23 protein-coding genes, 1 tRNA gene and 1 pseudogene are annotated in these 19,529 nt (G+C 61.0%); 2 read left to right on the forward strand and 23 right to left on the reverse strand.

The genetic code is table 11. From position 1 onward, the window contains the following. Nucleotides 1–237: 237 nt before the first annotated feature. From Q8L89_06810 to Q8L89_06830, 5 genes are all read right to left on the reverse strand, one after another. A complete protein-coding gene (locus tag Q8L89_06810) occupies nucleotides 238–1,299 on the reverse strand; it encodes a porin (protein ID MDP1708758.1) in 1,062 nt (353 codons plus the stop codon). A gap of 246 nt (nucleotides 1,300–1,545) precedes the next feature. Further along, nucleotides 1,546–1,818: a Txe/YoeB family addiction module toxin gene (locus Q8L89_06815; protein ID MDP1708759.1), complete on the reverse strand. Its 273-nt coding sequence runs from the start codon at nucleotides 1,816–1,818 to the stop codon at nucleotides 1,546–1,548. Next, nucleotides 1,802–2,041, reverse strand: a complete 240-nt coding sequence (locus Q8L89_06820; GenBank protein ID MDP1708760.1) for a type II toxin-antitoxin system Phd/YefM family antitoxin — start codon at nucleotides 2,039–2,041, stop codon at nucleotides 1,802–1,804. The genes Q8L89_06815 and Q8L89_06820 overlap by 17 nt, the downstream gene beginning before the upstream one ends. A gap of 305 nt (nucleotides 2,042–2,346) precedes the next feature. Beyond that, nucleotides 2,347–2,760 carry a type II toxin-antitoxin system VapC family toxin gene (locus Q8L89_06825; GenBank protein MDP1708761.1) on the reverse strand — a complete coding sequence of 138 codons (414 nt, stop codon included), beginning with the start codon at nucleotides 2,758–2,760 and terminating at the stop codon, nucleotides 2,347–2,349. Further along, nucleotides 2,760–2,999, reverse strand: a complete 240-nt coding sequence (locus Q8L89_06830) for a type II toxin-antitoxin system prevent-host-death family antitoxin (protein MDP1708762.1) — start codon at nucleotides 2,997–2,999, stop codon at nucleotides 2,760–2,762. The genes Q8L89_06825 and Q8L89_06830 overlap by 1 nt, the downstream gene beginning before the upstream one ends. Nucleotides 3,000–3,076: 77 nt before the next feature. Here Q8L89_06830 and Q8L89_06835 point away from each other — a divergent pair, with 77 nt between their 5' ends. Next, entirely contained in the window at nucleotides 3,077–3,637 is a 561-nt protein-coding gene (locus Q8L89_06835; protein ID MDP1708763.1) for an SEC-C metal-binding domain-containing protein, read from the forward strand. A gap of 94 nt (nucleotides 3,638–3,731) precedes the next feature. Here the strand turns inward: Q8L89_06835 and Q8L89_06840 are convergent. The 5 genes and pseudogenes from Q8L89_06840 to Q8L89_06860 all read right to left on the reverse strand — a co-directional run bounded on the left by Q8L89_06840 (nucleotide 3,732) and on the right by Q8L89_06860 (nucleotide 5,537). Next, nucleotides 3,732–3,805, reverse strand: a tRNA-Gln gene (locus tag Q8L89_06840). A gap of 44 nt (nucleotides 3,806–3,849) precedes the next feature. Further along, a pseudogene (locus Q8L89_06845) lies at nucleotides 3,850–4,201 on the reverse strand (four helix bundle protein). Between the two features lie 36 nt (nucleotides 4,202–4,237). Next, nucleotides 4,238–4,630, reverse strand: coding sequence for a 30S ribosomal protein S9 (rpsI, locus tag Q8L89_06850; protein MDP1708764.1), 393 nt, complete (start codon nucleotides 4,628–4,630; stop codon nucleotides 4,238–4,240). A gap of 19 nt (nucleotides 4,631–4,649) precedes the next feature. Continuing rightward, entirely contained in the window at nucleotides 4,650–5,078 is a 429-nt protein-coding gene (gene rplM, locus Q8L89_06855; GenBank protein MDP1708765.1) for a 50S ribosomal protein L13, read from the reverse strand. Nucleotides 5,079–5,186: 108 nt separating this feature from the next. After that, nucleotides 5,187–5,537 (reverse strand): (2Fe-2S) ferredoxin domain-containing protein, encoded by a 351-nt coding sequence (locus tag Q8L89_06860; protein MDP1708766.1) that lies wholly within the window; start codon nucleotides 5,535–5,537, stop codon nucleotides 5,187–5,189. A 160-nt stretch (nucleotides 5,538–5,697) separates the two neighbouring features. On the opposite strand from Q8L89_06860, the gene coq7 reads away from it, so the two are divergent. Next, entirely contained in the window at nucleotides 5,698–6,339 is a 642-nt protein-coding gene (gene coq7 / locus Q8L89_06865) for a 2-polyprenyl-3-methyl-6-methoxy-1,4-benzoquinone monooxygenase (protein MDP1708767.1), read from the forward strand. 4 nt (nucleotides 6,340–6,343) lie between these two features. On the opposite strand, the gene speD is transcribed toward coq7, so the two are convergent. The 13 genes from speD to Q8L89_06930 form a co-directional block, all read right to left on the reverse strand. Beyond that, nucleotides 6,344–7,210 (reverse strand): adenosylmethionine decarboxylase, encoded by an 867-nt coding sequence (speD, locus tag Q8L89_06870; protein MDP1708768.1) that lies wholly within the window; start codon nucleotides 7,208–7,210, stop codon nucleotides 6,344–6,346. A 19-nt stretch (nucleotides 7,211–7,229) separates the two neighbouring features. Beyond that, complete coding sequence (locus tag Q8L89_06875) at nucleotides 7,230–7,646, reverse strand: VOC family protein (GenBank protein ID MDP1708769.1); 417 nt, start codon at nucleotides 7,644–7,646, stop codon at nucleotides 7,230–7,232. Between the two features lie 6 nt (nucleotides 7,647–7,652). Beyond that, nucleotides 7,653–8,072 carry an OsmC family protein gene (locus tag Q8L89_06880; protein MDP1708770.1) on the reverse strand — a complete coding sequence of 140 codons (420 nt, stop codon included), beginning with the start codon at nucleotides 8,070–8,072 and terminating at the stop codon, nucleotides 7,653–7,655. Then, nucleotides 8,072–8,893, reverse strand: a complete 822-nt coding sequence (trpC, locus tag Q8L89_06885) for an indole-3-glycerol phosphate synthase TrpC (GenBank protein ID MDP1708771.1) — start codon at nucleotides 8,891–8,893, stop codon at nucleotides 8,072–8,074. Before trpC ends, Q8L89_06880 begins: the two co-directional genes overlap by 1 nt. Continuing rightward, the gene (gene trpD / locus Q8L89_06890) at nucleotides 8,893–9,906 is read right to left on the reverse strand and encodes an anthranilate phosphoribosyltransferase (protein ID MDP1708772.1); all 1,014 of its coding nucleotides are present in this window, start codon (nucleotides 9,904–9,906) and stop codon (nucleotides 8,893–8,895) included. The genes trpC and trpD overlap by 1 nt, the downstream gene beginning before the upstream one ends. A gap of 7 nt (nucleotides 9,907–9,913) precedes the next feature. Further along, nucleotides 9,914–10,552 carry an aminodeoxychorismate/anthranilate synthase component II gene (locus tag Q8L89_06895; GenBank protein ID MDP1708773.1) on the reverse strand — a complete coding sequence of 213 codons (639 nt, stop codon included), beginning with the start codon at nucleotides 10,550–10,552 and terminating at the stop codon, nucleotides 9,914–9,916. Continuing rightward, complete coding sequence (gene trpE, locus Q8L89_06900; protein MDP1708774.1) at nucleotides 10,543–12,093, reverse strand: anthranilate synthase component I; 1,551 nt, start codon at nucleotides 12,091–12,093, stop codon at nucleotides 10,543–10,545. The genes Q8L89_06895 and trpE overlap by 10 nt, the downstream gene beginning before the upstream one ends. Before the next feature lie 46 nt (nucleotides 12,094–12,139). Then, nucleotides 12,140–12,841 (reverse strand): phosphoglycolate phosphatase, encoded by a 702-nt coding sequence (locus tag Q8L89_06905; GenBank protein ID MDP1708775.1) that lies wholly within the window; start codon nucleotides 12,839–12,841, stop codon nucleotides 12,140–12,142. A 157-nt stretch (nucleotides 12,842–12,998) separates the two neighbouring features. Further along, nucleotides 12,999–13,676: a ribulose-phosphate 3-epimerase gene (gene rpe / locus Q8L89_06910; GenBank protein MDP1708776.1), complete on the reverse strand. Its 678-nt coding sequence runs from the start codon at nucleotides 13,674–13,676 to the stop codon at nucleotides 12,999–13,001. 45 nt (nucleotides 13,677–13,721) lie between these two features. Next, a complete protein-coding gene (locus Q8L89_06915; protein MDP1708777.1) occupies nucleotides 13,722–16,253 on the reverse strand; it encodes an EAL domain-containing protein in 2,532 nt (843 codons plus the stop codon). Nucleotides 16,254–16,514: 261 nt separating this feature from the next. Beyond that, nucleotides 16,515–18,737 (reverse strand): CHASE domain-containing protein, encoded by a 2,223-nt coding sequence (locus Q8L89_06920; protein ID MDP1708778.1) that lies wholly within the window; start codon nucleotides 18,735–18,737, stop codon nucleotides 16,515–16,517. Nucleotides 18,738–18,769: 32 nt separating this feature from the next. Further along, a complete protein-coding gene (locus Q8L89_06925; protein ID MDP1708779.1) occupies nucleotides 18,770–19,204 on the reverse strand; it encodes a molybdenum cofactor biosynthesis protein MoaE in 435 nt (144 codons plus the stop codon). A 59-nt stretch (nucleotides 19,205–19,263) separates the two neighbouring features. Further along, nucleotides 19,264–19,494 carry a MoaD/ThiS family protein gene (locus tag Q8L89_06930; GenBank protein ID MDP1708780.1) on the reverse strand — a complete coding sequence of 77 codons (231 nt, stop codon included), beginning with the start codon at nucleotides 19,492–19,494 and terminating at the stop codon, nucleotides 19,264–19,266. Nucleotides 19,495–19,529: the final 35 nt, after the last annotated feature.

Below are 19,529 nucleotides of genomic sequence, written 5' to 3' on the forward strand. Positions count from 1 at the left end.
GGCGGCCTGATGGCGTTGATCGTGCGCATGGCGCACGCTACGTTTACTCTCGATTGAATCGTAGACTGAACACAGGGCGCCGTGTCCTTTATGGGCAGTGAGTGTAGTTTACATCATACCAAATTGTAAAACGCGCAGTCGCTCTTACGCATCCATGCGTCCGCGACATTCGCACATCCCTGTGCAGCATAAAAAAACGGGCGCCGAAGCGCCCGTTCAAACAACTTTTTCTTATTATTAGAAGCTGTGCTTGATGCCCACTTCGAACCCGTTATTAAACTGAGTTTCAGTGTACGTCCACGTACCCACCAAGTCATCATCCAGGCTATAGCTAGAGCTTTCCTTTGACATGTTCTTGCCATCGGCGTACAGGGCGAACAGCGTGGTGCGCTTGGACAGCGAATGATCCAGACCCAGCGCCCACAGGCTTTGATCATCACCAAGATCGTTGCGGGCATACTGGGCTTTCAGGGTGTTGGCGCCGAATTTCTGCGCCAGGCCCAGCGACCAGGCGGTGACGTCATCGCCACCATTGTCGGTCCTTTCAATGATGCCGTTGACCGTGGTGTCGCCGAAGCTGTAGCCGACACCCACTTTATTGCCGTCGGTACCAGCATCGTTATCGGCATGCGCATAGGTCACGTACAGCGGGCCGTTGCTGTAATTAAACTGCGCGCCCCACGGGTTCGCGCCGCCATCCACGCCGTTTTCCGTGCCGTACTGCAAATGGCCGCTGAAGCCGTTCATGTTGGGCAGGAACCAGATCACGGCATCGCCGATGCCGGAGTGGAACGCACCCAGGCCGTTGGTGACGGAACCACGGGCATCGCCGATGGTGTCGCCGAACAGCTCCAGACCGTCGGTGGCCGTCTTGTAAGGCTGGCCATGGGCGCCGAGGGCCACGGTGCCGAAGTTGCCTTGCAGACCGAGGTAGGCGTCCTTGTTAGGACCAAACAGCAGGTCGCTGCCGCCGCCGCCGCCCGCGTTACCGGTGACATTGACCCAGGTCTTCAACAGGAACACGGCCTTGAGGCCGTTGCCGAGGTTCTCCCAGCCGGAAATGGTCAGATCCGAACCGCCGGGGCTGACATCGCTGGCCCTGTCGCTACGGCTGTCTTCGCCGTAACCGTATTCATCATTGACGTAGTCATAGCTTGTCCAGTAGCTGTTGACTTTCGTTTTTACCGAGCTGACGGAGGCAGACAAATTGCCGCTGATGGTGACGTTGCCTTCGTCGGCCATGGCGTACGGGGCCGCCAGTGCGCCTGCAATGGCGACTGCAAGAAGTTTCTTATTCATTCGTTTCTCCTTAAATCGAAGTTTCAATATTTGAAGTTTTAATATTTGGTGTCTATTGACGTCAATGGACAAGCGAAACTTACCACCCCTTTAGCGCTTGTGCAACAGTTTTTCTTAAAAAAACTACAGTCCCTGCCGATATGTTGCTTTCATGCAACATGCTTGGCGGCGAGGTAGGTCGGATCAAGCGTAGCGGATCCGACGTTTGGTGTGTCGGTTCCGCCTTCGGCTTGAACCGACCTGCGATTACTTATCGTAGTGGAACCGGCACTGAGCGATGTAGATTACGCCCGCCTCGACGCGGTAGACCAGGCGATGTTCCTTGGTGATACGACGCGACCAGAAACCGGCCAGCGCATGTTTGAGCGGCTCGGGTTTGCCGAGACCGGTAAACGGATTACACTTGATGTCGGCGATAAGGGCTTCGATACGTGTCGCGAGAGAAGGATCGCGCCTACGCCAGTAAGCGATATCCTCACGCGCGTGCCTTGACCACCAAACCTCAACGGCGACGGGCAATCTCGGCCCCGATTTCCTTTGCCGCCGAACGCAGGCGCGCGGCGTTCTTCTTGCTGCCGAGAAGGTGCAGGGTTTCCTTCCAGGACTCGATCTCCTTCGCCAGAATAATCACCACGTCACGGCCGTCCTCGCGCGTGACCGTGACCGCCTCTTCGGCGTCAATGACGTCTTCGATCACCTTGTCTGGGTTTTTCCGGAAGCGTTTGTACGAGATAGCGCCCATAGTGGTCTCCTGTCGCCAGCAAGTGTATACCCGATTGGGATGACGAGCCAACCCCTTGACCTCGCCATTTGTGAAGGTTGGACAGGGTAGCGAGGTAGAGGCAGGTCAAGATCAAGCGTAGCGGATCCGACGTTTGGTGTGTCGGTGCCGCCTGCGGCTTGAACCGACCTGTGATTCCAACCCAAGAACTGGCGGCCGAATAAATTCGGCCCTGCCACAATTTTGCAGGTGCGAATTCATTCGCACCTTTAACCTGGACAACCCTCCGCTGCAATGCGCTGCGCTTCGCGCCCTGCGGGCTGGCTTTACTTGCCGGCCAAAGGCACACCGCAGTGGCGCGCGGCCAGGCGCAGCTTTTGGTCACGGGTGGCGAGCGGCAGGCCTTCACGCAGGGCGAGATCGAGGTAGGAGGCATCGTAAGCGGAGAGCTTGTGTTCGCGCGCGAGGGGCAGAATTTTATGCAGGGTGTAATCCAGCCGGGCTGCGTCTACCTTTATCTCCAACCCTTTCAGCAGTTCAGCAAAGTAGGCCGCATCGGCTTCGCTGAGACGGTTTTTACGTTCAGCGACTATCAGGCCATTTGCCACCTCCAAAGGCCAGATGCCGGGCACCAGTGCTTCACCTGTTTTCAGGGATTGCAGGATCGCAATGGCATGGCTGTCCCGTTCATCCTCAAAGGCCCAGGACAGTGTCACTGAGCAGTCGAGCACAAAACGCACTATTCGCGACCCTCGTCGATCATTTCCCGTAGTGACAGGCCGCCCAGACGCTTCCCTTTGCTGAAGGCCAATAGCTGCTTGATGACTTCCCCCACATCAGGCCGCTCCCCGCTGGGCACGGGAACAAGCTGGGCAACGGGCGCTCCGTGCCGGGTTATGGTAATCTTTTCCCCCTGTTCGACTTTATCCAGCAGGCGGGACAAATGGGTTTTGGCTTCAAAGGCACCGACGGTTTTCATGCCACATCCTTCCGGTTGGTCTAGTTGGTCAACCAGTTTATAATGATCCTGCCTGTTGTCAAGCCAGCGAGGTTCGCTTGAGCACTCCCGGACGTAACGACCCCTGCCCCTGCGGCAGCGGCCTGAAGTACAAGAAGTGCCACGGCGCGGCGGCGGCACCCGCTGCACCCGTCGCCACGACCACCGCCACGCGCCCCTGCGGCGATTGTTCGCTGTGTTGCGACGGCTGGCTGAAGACCCATGTGCTGGGACAGGACATCTCGCCCGGCCACCCCTGCCCCTACAGCGACGGCCATCACTGCACCATTCATGAGACGCGCCCGCAAGACCCCTGCCGCGTGTTCTTCTGCGGCTGGGCCCAGGCCGGCAGCCATTTACCGGAGTGGATGCAGCCCAACCAGTGCGGCGTGATCGTGCTCACCGGCCGCTCGGCCTGGCGCGGCCAGCCGGTCGACGTGCTGGTGTCCGCCGGGCGCGACCCGGAGCCGCGCGTGCTGGCGTGGTATCAGGCCTACTCCATCAGGCACGTGCGGCCGTTTATCTATCAGTCGGGGGAACAGTGGTTCGGCTTCGGGCCGCCAGCCTTTCAGCAGGAGATCGCGGCGCGGGCATCAAGGGGTGAGGCGTTGTGGACTTGAAATACAGTAGCGAGTAGCAAGTGACAAGTAGCAAGATAAAAACAAATACGTGCGCCTTAATTCTTGCTACTTGTCACTTGCCACTGCAGTTAAATGGCTGGGGGACGAGGATTCGAACCTCGGTTAACGGAGTCAGAGTCCGTGGTCCTACCGCTAGACGATCCCCCAATAAGACAGTGGCAAGTAGCAAGTTTAAAGTGGCAAGTGATCAACTATTTAGCCGGGTCGTAGCGACGAATCAGGCCTTGAATCATACGCGAGATTTCGGTGGCTTCCTGTATGAGTGTGAGTGCCAGCGGTTTATCCAGGAAGCCGGCTTCGATGCCGATATACAAGCTGGGTGCGTAACTCGCCGCAGGAGCCCTTGGCTATTCTCAGGAAACGGGAGAACTCCTTTGCTGAGTCACGTTCGTAGCCCTCAGCGATATTTGAGGGAACGGATAGAGCCGAGCGGGTGACCTGATCTTTGAAGCCCAATTCCTTGCAAAGGCGAAGAGCTTTGTACACCTCTACGCTCAAACGACAACTGCGCTTCCATACCTCAAGGTTTTCAAGGGCCTCCATGCCCTTATCTTGCCACTTGATACTTGCAACTTGCTACTATCGTTTCGAATATTGCGGTGCCTTGCGGGCCTTGTGCAGGCCGACCTTTTTGCGCTCCACTTCGCGCGCGTCACGGGTGACGAAGCCGGCCTTGCGCAATACCGGGCGCAGGCTTTCGTCGTAGGCCATGAGGGCGCGGGTGATGCCGTGACGGATGGCGCCGGCCTGACCGGTGGCGCCGCCACCACGCACGGTGACGTTGATCTCAAACCGGTCCATCAGTTCTACGCTCTCCAGCGGCTGGCGCACCATCATGCGCGAGGTCTCGCGCCCGAAGTAGTTTTCCAGGCTGCGGCTGTTGACGGTGATGGCGCCCTTGCCAACCTTGAGGAATACGCGCGCGGTCGCCCCTTTGCGGCGGCCGGTGCTGTAATGTGTGGTGTCTGTCATATGGAATTCCGTGTGGTGTCTAGAAGTCGAGCGACTGCGGCTGCTGCGCGGTGTGCGGGTGCGCGGCGTCCTTGTAGATTTTCAGTTTGCGGAACATGGCGCGCCCGAGCGGGTTTTTCGGCAGCATGCCTTTTACCGCCTGCTCCAGCACCCGCTCCGGGAACCTGGCCAGCAGCTTGCCGAGGGTGGTGGTCTTCAGGTTACCGATGGTGCCGGTGTGATGCTGATACAGCTTGTCGTTGAGCTTGTTGCCGCTCACCCGCACATGGCCTGCGTTGACGACCACGATGTAGTCGCCGGTATCGACGTGGGGGGTGAACTCGGCCTTGTGCTTGCCGCGCAGACGGCGCGCGATTTCAACGGCGAGTTTGCCCAGGGTCTTGCCGGTGGCATCGACCACATACCAGTCGCGCTGCACGCTCTCCGGCTTGGCACTGAAGGTTTTCATGTAAAACTGCTCCTGACGGCACGAAAGACCGGAAATAATACCGCAATCCTGCCGCCCCGGCAAGGGTGCTGCGGGTCTGACGCCGAGGCCACGCCACCCCCAAGCCGGTTAAATCTTCAGCCGCTCCACCACCCGACCGTGGACGAGGTGCTCGTCAATGATCTCGTCAATATCGTCCTGATCCACATAGGTGTACCAGACGGCCTCCGGATACACCACCACCACTGGCCCTTCCGCACAGCGGTCGAGACAACCGGCGCTGTTGATGCGCGCCTTGCCCGGCCCTGCCAGACCCAGCGCCTGGGTGCGCTCCTTGGCATAGTCGCGCATGGCCTGTGCGCCGCAATTATTGCAGCTGGTCTTGCCCGGCTCGCGCTGGTTGGTGCAGAAAAACACATGATGACGATAATAGGTCTCGGACACGGCGCATGCTCCGGCAGTTTTGGGTACAGCGCGCATTGTAACGCAGCGGCTGGATCACCGCTGTCCCGCCGGCCCCAGGCGCTCCGGCATGGCCTCAGGCATATACCCCTCCCCCTTGACGGGGAAGGAGGCTGCCGTCAGGCAGCTTGCGCAGCCTGACCTACACTCCTTGTGAGCTTATGCGTAAACTGCATTCATGGATACCCGCAACCCATCACCGCTGGACCAACTGATTTGTCGCTTCGATCAGGCGCTGCGCACGGTGTGCGCCCCGGCCCGTGCCGGACGCGCCTCACCCGCGCAGGGCGTGAGCGACACCGGGCTGGATACCCGGCAAAAATCCGTTGCGGCACGGCTGATGCGCGTCAATCACGCCGGCGAGGTCGCCGCCCAGGCCTTGTACCGTGGCCATGCCTTCAGCGCGGCCACGCCTGCCGTGCGCGCCCAGATGGAGCGCGCGGCGCGCGAGGAAAGCGATCACCTGGCCTGGTGCGAACAGCGTGTGCGCGCGCTGGGCAGTCACACCAGTTTCTTGAACCCGCTCTGGTACACAGGCTCGTTTGCACTCGGCGTGGTGACGGGGCTGGCAGGGGACACATGGAGTCTCGGCTTTGTGGCGGAGACCGAGCGCCAGGTGGTGCGGCACCTCGATGGCCATCTGGCGCGGCTGCCCGAGGCCGATGCGCCGAGCCGGGCGATTCTGGCGCAGATGCGCGCCGATGAGGCCGCGCACGCGGCCCAGGCCATCGAGGCGGGCGCAGGCGAACTGCCGCCGCCGGTCAAAACGCTGATGCAGTTGACCGCGCAGGTGATGACACGCACGGCCTACTGGCTGTAGCCAGCTACAACGGCACTTTCTTCTTTTTCTTCTTTTTCTGTACCTTGACCAGCTTCTTCAGGCGCCCCATCTTGGGGATGTTCTGGCCGTAGAATATCTCCGCCATCTCGTGCTTCAGGCTCTGTTTGATATTCTTGCGCTCTTCCGGATCGACCCCTTCCTTGCTGGTGCCGAACAGGTAGTTGTTCAGATCGAACTCCTTGAGCAGCATCTTGGTATGGAAGATATTTTCCTGATAGACGTTGACGTCGATCATCTGGTAGCGGTCGCGCGTCTCTTTGGCGATGAAGTTCTGGATCGAGTTGATTTTGTGGTCGATAAAATATTTCTTGCCGCTGACATCACGGGTAAATCCGCGCACGCGATAATCCATGATCACGATGTCGGAGTCGAAGCTGTGCACCAGATAGTTCAGGGCGCGCAGCGGTGAGATACGCCCGCAGGTGGACACGTCGATGTCGGCGCGAAAGGTGCTGATGCCGTTGCCGGGGTGGCTCTCCGGGTAGGTGTGCACGGTGATGTGGCTCTTGTCGAGGTGGGCGACCACCGCGTCAGGCAACGGGCCGGGCGTCTCGGCGTTGCTCATGTCCCGCGCCAGGGTGGGCTCTTCGGAGATCAGCATGGTGACACTGGCGCCCTGCGGGTCGTAGTCCTGATGCGCGATATTGAGGATGTTGGCGCCAATCAGGTTACACACCCCGGTCAGGATATCGGTGAGCCGCTCGGCATTGTAGACCTCGTCGATGTATTCGATGTAGTCGCGGCGCTGCTTGATCGATCTGGTATAGCAGATGTCGTAAATATTGAAGCTCAAGGTCTTGGTCAGGTTGTTGAACCCTTGCAGCTTGAGCTTCTTGAGCTGTTTCACCATGCCGTATCAATCTCCAGGTCTAGGCCGACGCGTCGCTGGTCGCCGGGGCGGACAGATAAATGAATTGTACCGTGTTGCCGTCCGGATCCATGCAGTAAAAACTGCGCGAGCCGTCGCGGTGCGTGCGCGGCGCGGCCTTGATGGCCACGCCCGCAGCCTGCAGGTAGTCGTGCCAGGCATCCACCTGGGCGGGGCTGTCGAGCACAAAACCCAGGTGGTCCAGGCGCTGATGCAGCGGCGGGTCAAATGCAGCGGGGTTATGGTGCAGGGCCAGATTGTCGCTGCCCGAGGTAAGATAGAGATTGCTGGCGTCCGGCCGCCAGTCCACCTGCATGCCCAGCAGGTCGACATAAAAGCGCTCGCAGGCAGCGAGGTCATGCACCTTGAGGGCAAGATGGCGCAGGCCAACGAGGCCTGTTGGGCGTGCTCCGCTCAACGCCGCTCAACCGGTCTGGATGATTTCATAGTCGTGGGTAATGACAGCGCTCTTGTTCAGCATCATGGACACCGAGCAGTATTTTTCTGCCGACAGTTCCACCGCACGCCTTATCGACTCTTCCTTCACATCGCTGCCGCTCACAATATAGTGCAGATGTATGCGGGTGAATACCTTGGGCACGGTGTCTGCACGCTCGGCGCTGATCTCGACGCTGCAACCGGCGATGGTCTCGCGCCTTTTCTTCAATATCTCCACCACATCAAACGCGGTGCAGCCGCCCAGACCCATCAACACCATCTCCATCGGCCGCACGCCGAGGTTCTTGCCGCCCGCCTCCGGCGGGCCGTCAAGCACCACCGAGTGCCCGCTGCCGCTTTGCGCAACAAACGAGCTGTCCTCGATCCACTTCACGCGCGCCTTCATCATGGGCGGGTATTATGCGACGTTTGCGGCGTGGAAAACAGGGCAGTCAGGGCCGCGCCGGGGTCGGGCGCCACCATAAAGGCCTCGCCCACCAGAAAGGCATGTACGCCGTGCTCACGCATCAGAGCCACATCCTGCGGTGTATGGATCCCGCTCTCGGTAACCACCAGGCGCCCGGTCGGAATCCGGTCGAGCAGGTCGAGCGTGGTGGCGAGCCGGGTCTCGAAGCTGCGCAGGTCGCGGTTGTTGATACCGATCAGGCGTACATCGAGTTGCAGCGCACGCTCCAGCTCGTCGCTGTCGTGCACTTCCACCAGCACGTCCAGCCCGAGGTGATCGGCGAGTCCGGTGAGCTCATGCAGTTGCGCGTCACCGAGGGCAGCGACGATCAGCAGAATACAATCGGCGCCCAGCGTCCGCGCCTCATAGATCTGGTAGGCATCAATGACGAAGTCCTTGCGCAGCGCGGGCAGCGTGGTCACCGCCCGCGCCTGCTGCAGATAACTGTCGTCGCCCTGAAAGAAATCGCGGTCGGTCAGCACCGACAGGCAGGCGGCGCCCGCCTGCTCATAGCTCTGCGCGATGGCGGCGGGCTGAAAATCGGCGCGTATCACCCCCTTGCTGGGCGAGGCCTTTTTGATCTCGGCGATGACGGCGGCGTCACCACCGGCAATTTTCGCCTCCAGCGCCGCCACAAAACCGCGCGGCGCAGACATGGCTGCGGCACGCCGGCTCATCTCGCGCAACGGCAGGGCCGCACTACGCTCGGCGACCTCCTCGGCCTTGCGCTTGAGTATTTTTTGCAGAATGTCTGCGGCCATCAGCGCTGACTGAAAGCGATGAGCGCATTGAGCTTGTCGCGCGCTGCGCCGCTGGCAATAACCTGCTGCGCCGTGCGCACACCCTGCTCCAGGTCAGGCGCAAGCCCCGCCACATAAATGGCCGCACCGGCATTGAGCGCCACGATATCGGTCGCCGGGCCGGGGGCGCCATCAAGCAGCGCACGGATCAGTGCCAGGCTCTCTGCCGGGCTCGCCACGACCAGCCCTGCCACCGCGGCGCGTGTCATGCCAAACTGCTCAGGCGTAATGCTGTAAGTACGTACACTGCCATCCTTGAGTTCGGCGACACGGGTCGGCGAGGCAATACTGATCTCATCCATACCGTCTTCGGCATGAACCACCAGCACGTGACGGCTGCCCAGCCGCGCCAACACCTCGGCCAGCGGCACCAGCCAGTCGCCACTCCACACACCGATCACCTGATTGCGCGCGCCGGCCGGGTTGGACAGCGGCCCCAGCAGATTGAACAGCGTCCGCACGCCCATTTCACGCCGTGGCCCGACCGCATGCTTCATCGCACCGTGATGTCTGGGGGCAAACAAAAAACCCACACCGACCTGCTTGATGCACTCCGCCACCTGCTCCGGCGCAAGATCGAGATTGGCCCCGGCCGCCTCCAGCACGTCGGCACTGCCGGACTTGCTCGACACCGAACGGTTGCCGTGCTTGGCAACCACCGCGCCCGCTGCCGCCGCAACCAGCGCAGCCGCCGTCGAGATATTGAAGGTGTGCGCACCGTCGCCACCGGTACCGCAGGTATCGACCAGATGCTCGGCCTGCACCTCCACCCTGGTGCAGAGTTCCCGCATCACATGCGCGGCAGCGGCAATTTCCTCGACGGTCTCGCCTTTCATGCGCAACCCGATCAGGAATCCGGCAATCTGTGCCGGCGTGGCCTCTCCGCCCATGATGATGCCCATGACCGCAGTCATCTCATCGGCTGTCAGGTTGCGCCGCTCAGTCACGGCGCGGATGGCGGTCTGCATGTCCATGGTTACCTCAGTACCGAGTAGCGAGTGGCGAGTAGCCAGGTAAAAACGCTTTCCCTCGCCACTCGCTACTTGCTTGCAAGAAATTCTTTAGTAAATCGTGCCCATACTGGGTCAGGATGGATTCGGGATGAAACTGCACGCCTTCGATCGCGAGCGTCTTGTGGCGCACGCCCATGATCTCATCCAGCTTGCCTTGCGCATCCTGGGTCCAGGCAGTGACCTCCAGGCACTCCGGCAGCGATTCCTTTTCGATCACCAGCGAGTGATAGCGCGTCGCCTCAAACGGGCTCGGCAGACCCTTGAATACCCCCTGGCCGGTGTGATGAATCATCGAGGTCTTGCCGTGCATCAGCTCACGGGCGTGGACGATCCTGGCGCCGAATGCCTGGCCGATGCTCTGGTGGCCGAGACATACACCGAGCAGCGGGATTTTGCCCGCGAACTGTTTGATCACCTCCACGGATATGCCCGCCTCATTCGGCGTGCACGGCCCCGGCGAAATCACAATCTGTGCCGGTGCGAGTTTTTTGATGTCGGCCAGTGTTATCTGGTCGTTGCGAAACACGCGCACGTCCGCGCCCAGCTCGCCCAGATACTGCACCAGGTTGTAGGTGAACGAATCGTAGTTGTCGATCATCAGGAGCATGGCGTTGCCTCCGCCGTGACATCAGAACCTCTCGACGCCGTCACTGCTGCGCTGATCAAGGCCCGCGCCTTGCTCATGGTCTCCTCCCACTCCGTGCGCGGCACCGAGTCGGCCACTATGCCGGCACCCGCCTGCACGTGCAGCAGGCCATCCTTGAGCACGGCGGTACGGATCGCAATCGCGGTATCCATGTTGCCATTCCAGCCGAGATAACCTACCGCGCCGGAATAGATGCCGCGCTTGACCGGCTCCAGTTCATCAATAATCTCCATGGCGCGGATCTTGGCCGCGCCGCTCACCGTGCCCGCCGGAAAGGTGGCGCGCAATGCATCCAGCGCGGTCATACCGGGCTGCAACTGCCCCGTGACGTTGGAAACGATATGCATCACATGCGAGTAGCGCTCCACCAGCATTTTTTCGGTGAGTCTGACGCTGCCGGTCCTGGCCACGCGTCCGACGTCGTTGCGCCCCAGGTCTATCAGCATCAGATGTTCGGCGCGCTCCTTCGGATCGGCCAGCAGCTCCTGCTCCAGCGCACGGTCTTCCTCGTCGCTGCCGCCGCGCTTGCGGGTGCCCGCGATGGGGCGCACGGTAATGACGCCATCTTCAAGCCGGGTAAGAATTTCCGGCGACGAGCCGACCACCTGGAAATCACCCAGCGTCAGATAATACATGTACGGCGAGGGGTTCAGCGCCCGTAACGCACGGTACAGACCGAGCGCGCTGCCCTGATAGGGCGCACTCAAACGCTGCGACAACACCACCTGCATGATGTCGCCCGCCACAATGTACTGCTTGGCGCGCACAACAGCGTGTTCGAAGCCCTGCTGCGTAAAGCCGGAGACAAAATCTTCCTCCCGCAGGGGATGCGCGGTGTCCGGCGTGCGCGGCGTGGCGCGCTGCAGGCACCCGGCCAGCTCATCGAGCCGGGCGTGCGCCCTGTCCCAGGCGTTGTCGAGCGCCGGATTGACGTGGATCACCAGATACAGTTTGCCGCCCAGATTGTCGAATACCACCACTTCGTCCGACACCATCAGCAGAATGTCCGGCGTGCCCAGCGCATCCGCTTTGCGTGCCTTGCTGCCCAGCCGTGGCTCGATATAGCGCACCGTGTCGTAGCCGAAATAACCCACCAGACCGCCGGTAAAACGCGGCAGCCCGGTAGCGGGTGCAATCTTGTAGCGGGCCTGAAATTGCTCAATCCAGCCCAGCGGGTCATCGCTCTGCGTGTGCTCGGTGATGGCGCCGTCCTTTTCCACTGTAATGTCGTGGCCGGAAACGCGCACGAGGGTGCGGCAAGGCAAGCCGATGATGGAGTAACGCCCCCATTTCTCGCCACCCTGCACCGATTCGAACAAATAGGAATAAGGTGCGGTCGCTCCCGGCGTCCTGTCTCCCGCGACACTAGTACGTCCGTGTGCGTCGTCTGCCAGCTTGAGGTAGACACTGAGCGGGGTCTCGAGGTCGGCACTGACCTCGCGCACCAGCGGGATACGGTTATAGCCCTGGCCGGCCAGGGTTTGGAATAGTTGCGGTGTCATATTAAGGCAGGAGCGAGCAGCCAGTGGCGAGGGGAAAACGTTTTTCCTAGCCACTCGCTACCAGCCACTCGCCACTCGTATCAAACAGCTTCGGTAATTCTAACAGAGAATCTATTACCGCGTCAGGCTGGGCGCTGCGGATATCAACACCGTGATTGTAGCCATAGCTGACGCATACTATCTGGAAACCCGCAGCGCGCGCGGCCTCGACATCGTGTACCGAGTCCCCCACCATCAGGGAATCACCCGGCGCGACGCCAAAAAAATGCGCCGCATGCAACAATGGCGCAGGGTGCGGTTTTTTCTGCGGCAGCGTGTCGCCGCTCACCACGATGCCGAACTGCTGACGCACGCCCAGATTCTGCAACAGTGCTTCGGTGAAGCGCGCGATCTTGTTGGTGACGCAGCCGAGCGGGATGCCCTGCGCCCTGAGTGCGGCCATGCCCTCGCGTATGCCGGGGAACAAGTGGCTGCGCTGCGCGATGTTTTGATCATACAGCGCGAGAAAAACCGGCAGCGCGCGCGCCAGCACGGCGGGGTCCGGCGTGCCGTCGATATCTCCGGTAAGTGCGCGACAGATGAGCTTCTCCACGCCGTTGCCTACCCAGTCACGCACGCGCTCCAGACCCTGGGGGGGCAGACCCAGCTGCTTGAGTGTTTCGTCCACGCAAAAGGCCAGATCGGGCGCGCTGTCGACCAGCGTGCCGTCGAGATCTATCAATACCATTTTGGGGGTTTTTAAGCGCATGGATTACCTTGAAAAAGCCTCAACGCAAAGACGCGAAGGCGCAAAGGAACAATGCGATGTGGCGAGCAGCAAGTGGTAGGCCGCCCATGCGTTTAATGGTGTGGAGGCAAACATTAGATTCCATATCTTTGCGTCTTCGCGTCTTTGCGTTGAAGTTTCAGGCCTTGCCCGCTTTGGCCAATTCCGCGCGCATCTTGTTGATGGTGGCCTTGTAATCCGGGGTGCTGAAGATGGCCGAGCCGGCGACAAAGGTGTCTGCGCCCGCCTCGGCAATCTCGCGGATATTCTCGGTCTTCACGCCACCATCAATTTCCAGGCGGATGTCATAGCCACTGGCATCTATCAGTTTGCGTGCCTCGCGCAGCTTGTCCAGCACGCCGGGGATAAAGCCCTGGCCGCCAAAGCCGGGGTTGACCGACATGAGCAGAATCATGTCTATTTTATCCATCACATACTTCAGGTGATCCAGCGGCGTCGCCGGATTGAATACCAGACCGGATTTGCAGCCGAGGCTGCGCACCAGTTGCAGCGAGCGGTCGATGTGCTCGGTGGCTTCGGGGTGAAACGTAATGTAGGTCGCACCGGCCCTGGCGAAGTCCGGGATAATACGGTCCACCGGCTTGACCATGAGGTGTACGTCGATCGGCGCGGTCACGCCGTGTTTGCGCAATGCCTCGCACACCAGCGGACCGATGGTAAGGTTGGGCACATAGTGGTTGTCCATCACGTCGAAGTGCACAACATCGGCGCCCGACTTGAGCACGTTGTCGACCTCTTCGCCCAGCCGCGCGAAATCCGCCGACAGTATCGACGGCGCGATCAGATATTCTGGCATGTTCGTTCCTTAAGTTGAGACTGGTGAAATCCGGAGGGTTTTACTTTACCTGATTACACTGGAATTTTCACCCTCCCGGGCAGCAGCGGGCGGCGACTGCAACAGCCCCCACAGCGGCTGTGGTTTGGCGATCGCGTACCCCTGGGCGAAGTCGATCCCCATCTGTTGCGCGAGCGCCAGCACGGCATCATCCTCCACCCATTCGGCTATGGTCTGTATATGCATGACATGGCCGATATTATTGATGGCCTCGACCATGGCGCGGTCAATGACATTGTCTGCCATGTCCCTGACGAAAGTGCCGTCGATCTTGAGATAATCCACCGGCAGGTTCTTGAGGTAGCCAAACGACGACAAGCCGCTGCCGAAATCATCCAGCGCAAAACGGCACCCCATGCCCTTCAGCGTGGAGATGAAACGCATCGCGCGCGAGAGATGCGTCACTGCGGCGGTTTCAGTAATCTCAAAGCAGATCTGCGTGGGCTGGATATCCGCCCGCTGCAGTTGTTCGATCGCGAAATCAAGGAAGGCGTCTTCGCACAGCGATTGACCCGAGAGATTAATGGCGCAGGTAACCAGCGGGTAATCGTTGCCGTTGCCGCTTCCGGACTGGCGGCTCAGAAAGTCAAACGTGGCGCGGATGACCCAGCGATCCAGCGTGGTCATGAGGTTGTAACGCTCCGCTGCGCCGATGAATGCCATCGGCAATACCAGTTGCCCGTCGTGCGCCTTCATGCGCAGCAGCACTTCGATGTGATTACCCGCTGTGGCCGTGTTGTTGAGCGGCTGCATGACCTGGTAATACAGGCAAAAGCGGTCTTCTTCCAGTGCCTGACGTATCTGGCTTACCCATTGCATCTCGCTGCGGTGGCGGGCCAGCGCACGGTCGTCAGCCTGATAGACGTGCACACGGTTGCGCCCCTCGCTCTTGGCCACATAGCAGGCGGAGTCCGCCGCAGAAAGCACTTCGGCCAGGCTTGCGCTCTCGCCATGGATCGGCACCAGACCGATGCTGGCGCCCACATCGAACGTCTTGCCCTCCCAGGCAAAACGGAATTTCCTGGCCATGGCGCACAGGTCGTCGGCAATCTCCCACGCCTTGTCGAGCGGACATCCGTGCAGCAATACGCCGAATTCGTCACCGCCCAGACGCGCCAGAATGTCGTTCCCGCGCACCCGCTCCTGCAGGCGTCCGGCAAGTTGCTTCAGCAGCTCATCGCCCGCCATATGACCGCAGGTGTCGTTCACCACCTTGAACTGGTCAAGATCGATGTAGCACACCGCATGCTGTTTGCCGTCTTCGCGTGCACTCTCCAGCGCCTGCTTGAGACAGAGCTCGAATTCGCGCCGGTTGAGCAGCCCGGTGAGGGGGTCGTGGCGCGCCTGATAGACAATCTGGTTGGCCATCACCCGCGCCTGGCTTACATCATGAAACACCAGCACCACACCGGTGATCGCGCCCTGCCGGTCACGAATCGGGGCAGCAGAATCTTCAATGGAAAACTCCACGCCATCACGCCGGATCAGCGCTGCGTCGCAGTCAAGCGCAGCGCTGCGCTGCTCGCGCAGCACCAGCGCCGCCAGGCACTCGACGGGCTCTCGCGTAAGCTCGTGAATGGCGTTAAATACACGCGCCAGCGGCTGACCTCGCGCCTCAGCCACCGACCAGCCGGTGAGTTGCTCGGCGACAGGGTTCATGTAGTCTACTCGCGCCTCGGCATCGGTGGTTATCACCGCATCGCCGATGGATTGCAGCGTGACCTGGGCGCGCTCCTTTTCCTGGAACAGGGCTTCCTCGGCCTGCTTGCGCTCGGTGACATCCTGCACTGTGCCAAGGGAACTCAGTGGTCGGCCCTGCCCGTCGTAGAACGTCTCGCAGCGCTCGTGCACGTATTTCACGCGCCCGTCCTTCATGCGCAGCCTGTGCACGATGTCGTAGGGGATGCGAGTCTGTACCGATTCGGTATACGTGCGGTTGACGAAATCACGGTCGTCGGGATGGATCGTGTCGAGGAAGGTCTCATACGAGGGGTCAAATTGCGCGGGGTCAAGCTCGAAGATACGGTAGACCTCGTCTGACCACTTGAGATCGTTCTGCACGAGATCGAGCTCCCAGCTGCCGAGCCGCGCGATGCGCTGCGCCTCGTTCAACAGCGCCTCGCTGGCGCACAGAGCCTGCTCCGCCTGCTTGCGCTTACGGCGCTGCCCGGCCTCGCGCAGCTCGCGTTCGACCACCACGTTCAGGCGCACGAGCCGATCCTTCATGACGCAGTCGCTGGCACCCGAGTGCATCGCCTCCACCACAGCCTCCTCGCCGATATTGCCGGAGACGATGATGAACGGTATGTCATGTCCACACCGTTTCAGCAGCTCCAATGCTGTTGGCGCGCTGAAATGCGGCATGGTGTAATCGGAAAGGATGATGTCCCACGGCTCCGCCAGGGCGGCGGCCATGGCCTGCCCCGTATCCACCCGCTCATGAGTGGGGGCATAGCCGCCGTGCGCCAGCTCGCGCAGCAGCAGCAAGGCATCGTCTTCCCTGTCCTCGACGATCAATACTCGGAGTGGTATTGTCATTCCCACCTCTGGCACGGGGCACGAACTGCCGCCAACCTTGCCGCACCGTGACCGGAACCACGTGTGAATACCGCAACTGCGGCACACCCCGCTGTCAGCAGGTGACCCTTGCAACTCCAGCCTGAGCAACTGCCAAGGCGCTCGAAATCCCGCTACACCGCAAGCACCTGCCCGCGAATAATGCACTAAAAAACTGGGGTATGCCACTGGCCGGCACGCGCACAACAACCCTGCATGCAACCTGACGTGCGGCGCACCCCATCAAGCCGGCGCCTCCCTGCCCGCCTGGGGTTCCAGCGTGAAGTAAAACGTCGCCCCGCGCTCCACCGCGCCCTCGGCCCAGATGCGTCCGCCATGGCGCCGGACGATGCGCTGCACCGTCACCAGGCCGATGCCTGTGCCCTCAAACTCGGTCGCCCCGTGCAGGCGCTGGAAGGGGGTGAACAGTTTGCTCGCGTAGGCCATATCAAAACCCGCGCCATCGTCACGCACAAAATACACCTGTTCATCCTGCAGACGCGCCACGCCCAACTCGATCACTGCCCGCGCATGGCCTGCGGTAAACTTCCATGCATTCCCCAGCAGATTATGCAGCAGGATGCGCAGCAGGCGCGCATCGCCGTGTACTACGATATCCGGGGCAACCACTGTGGTTACCTCGCGCGCGCCATTCTGCCGGGCAAGATCGGCCAGAATGTCTGCGGCAAGAGCGCTCAACGAAACCTCACCGTAGCGGACAGGCGCACGTATAACCTGTGACAGGCCAAGCAAGGCCTCAATGATCTCCGACATGCGGCGGCTGGCATTATCGATGCGCTGCAGATAATCCACCCCGGCGGCATCCAAACGCGCCGCATACTCCTCAATCAGGGCCTGCGAGAAACCATGGATGGCACGCAATGGCGCACGCAGATCATGCGAAACTGAATAGCTGAAGGCCTCGAGTTCCTGATTGAGCGCAGTGAGCGCCTCGGTGCGCTCGGCAACGCGCCGCTCCAGCTCGAGATTGAGCCGCTGCAGCTCCTGTTCCGTGCGCTTGCGCAGCGTCACGTCCTGTACCGCGCCGATCATACGCTGCGCCACACCCACATCGTCATAGGTCACGTGCGCCCGCTCATGCACGATGCGCTCGCTGCCATCCGGCAACAGTATCCGGTGGTCCATGCGCAAGACTGCACCGAATTCGAGCGATACCTCAATTGCCTTTTGCAGCAGCTCACGATCATCGGGGTGGACAGTAGCCAGAAATGCATTCAGGGTCTCACGGGGTTGCTGCGCGCAGCGCCCGAATATGCGGCAGGCCTCTTCCGACGCGGTCACCTCGTCACGCGCCATGTCCCACTCCCAGTGACCCATACGCCCTATGCGTTGCGCCTGTGCCAGCCTGGCACGACTCTGCCTGAGGTCGGCAGCGATGTGCTCGGCGCGGGCGCGGGCGCGCACCTGCAGCAGGGCAATGCCGAACAACAGGGTGCTCACCAGCATGCCGCTGCCCAGCACCCACAGGGGCAGATAGGCCTGCGGTCCTGCGCCAAACCCGGGCAAAGAGACGAAGTACAGCGTCCAGGGGTGGCCACCGATGCTCACTACGCGCCTTGCTTCAAAGTGAGGATGAACCGGTGTGTTCAAAAAATGCGGGGTATTGTCGTCGTCGTACAACAGGGTGTCTATGGACATGTGCGCGCCATCGAACACCTCGAAATCGATGAGCGGGTGCTGCTGAGTGTCGTAGATGTTCGCCAGCAGGTCAGCGGCATGGAATACGCCGATGACATAGCCTTGCAGTGCCGCCCGACGCTGCTCCACGCTGTCCGCAGGCATGGCTTTGTAATAGATTGGCACAAAGGCGAGAAAACCGGGCTGGTTGGCAGGGCCCCCCGCCAGCTTGGCAATGCGCCCGCCCAGCGCCGGCCCGCCGCCGTCACGGGCGCGCGCCATGGCGCGTCTGTTCATCACTGCGCTGCCGACATCCAGCCCCAACGCCAGCGGTTCAAGGGGCTCCCCATATTCAATCGGGAAATATTCCGCTTTCTCGCGTAACACGCCGTGCTGGCCGTCACCGATGTCCCATACACGATAGTCTTCCAGCCCCTCGGCCTTGAGCCGTGCCTGAAACGCATCCAGCGTGGCAGGCGTAACGCGCGGAGCGTACTGAATGGCCGCGAGGCCTGGGTAGCGCTCCTTGAGCTTGAGGCTGGCGACAAAGGTACTGAATTCTTCTCGCGTGACGTGCTCACTCGAGACAAACAGGCCGCGCGTAGCAACCAGCGCATCAAAAAAGCGGCCCATGCGCCGCTCCACCCACACCTGCATCGTCTGCGCCGCGTTATCGAACTGCACCTGGTTGTCTGCCTGCAGGTTGCCCTGCTCGAGTCGCCAGGCAAGCACGCTCATGCCCAGGCCTATGGCCAACACGAGATAGGGTGTGGCGCGATGCCACAACACGGTCTGCAAACGGTTGAGTATGGCGACTCTATCGAGCATGATTCACTCCGCTGTCATGACTGCGGGGGCGCTTATCCCGGCGTGTTGTGCTCCACCCAGCGCGCGGCCTCGCCCACCTGTTCACGCTTCCAGAGCGGGGCGCGGGTCTTGAGTTCTTCGACCAGATAACGGCAGGCCGCAAACGCCTCGGCACGGTGCACGGCCCAGACGGCGGCAAGCACCAGGCTATCGCCGGGAGCCACGGCGCCGGTGCGGTGCACGATGAGCGCATCGATGATCGGCCAGCGCTGCATGGCCTCGGCGCAGATGGCATCGAGGTATTTCTCGGTCATGCCGGGGTAGTGCTCCAGCGTCATGCCCGTAACCGTCTCGCCCTGATTGAAGTCGCGCAGGGTACCCACAAAAACGGCGGTGGCGCCGTAGCCGCCCGTTGCTGCCCGTTGGTTTTGATAAGCGGCTAACTCGGCCCAGGGGTCGAGCGGGGTTTCACGGACGAAAATGGTCATGTCTTTAATCCAGGGCCTGGGAACTGAGACGTTTTTCACTGGCCACTGGCCCCCTGCCTCTAGCCTCCGGTGACTGGCGGGAAAAAAGCCACCTCGTCCCCATCAAATACTTGCTGCTGCGCGTCGGCATATGTGTGATTTACCGCTGCCAGCATATTGGCAGGCCACGGCGCGCCGCGCGCGACCCCGGCCCAGACCTCGGCCACACTCCGTGCATGCGCGGCCTCGACGTGCTCTTCCGTGCGCCCCATGTACTCGCGCAGGCCAGCAAAATACTTTACGCTAATCACCTTACTTCAAAGTGTAGCACCACGCACGCGTGTCA

Source organism: Gammaproteobacteria bacterium (assembly GCA_030680605.1).
In the GTDB taxonomy this organism is placed as follows: domain Bacteria; phylum Pseudomonadota; class Gammaproteobacteria; order SURF-13; family SURF-13; genus JAQBXX01.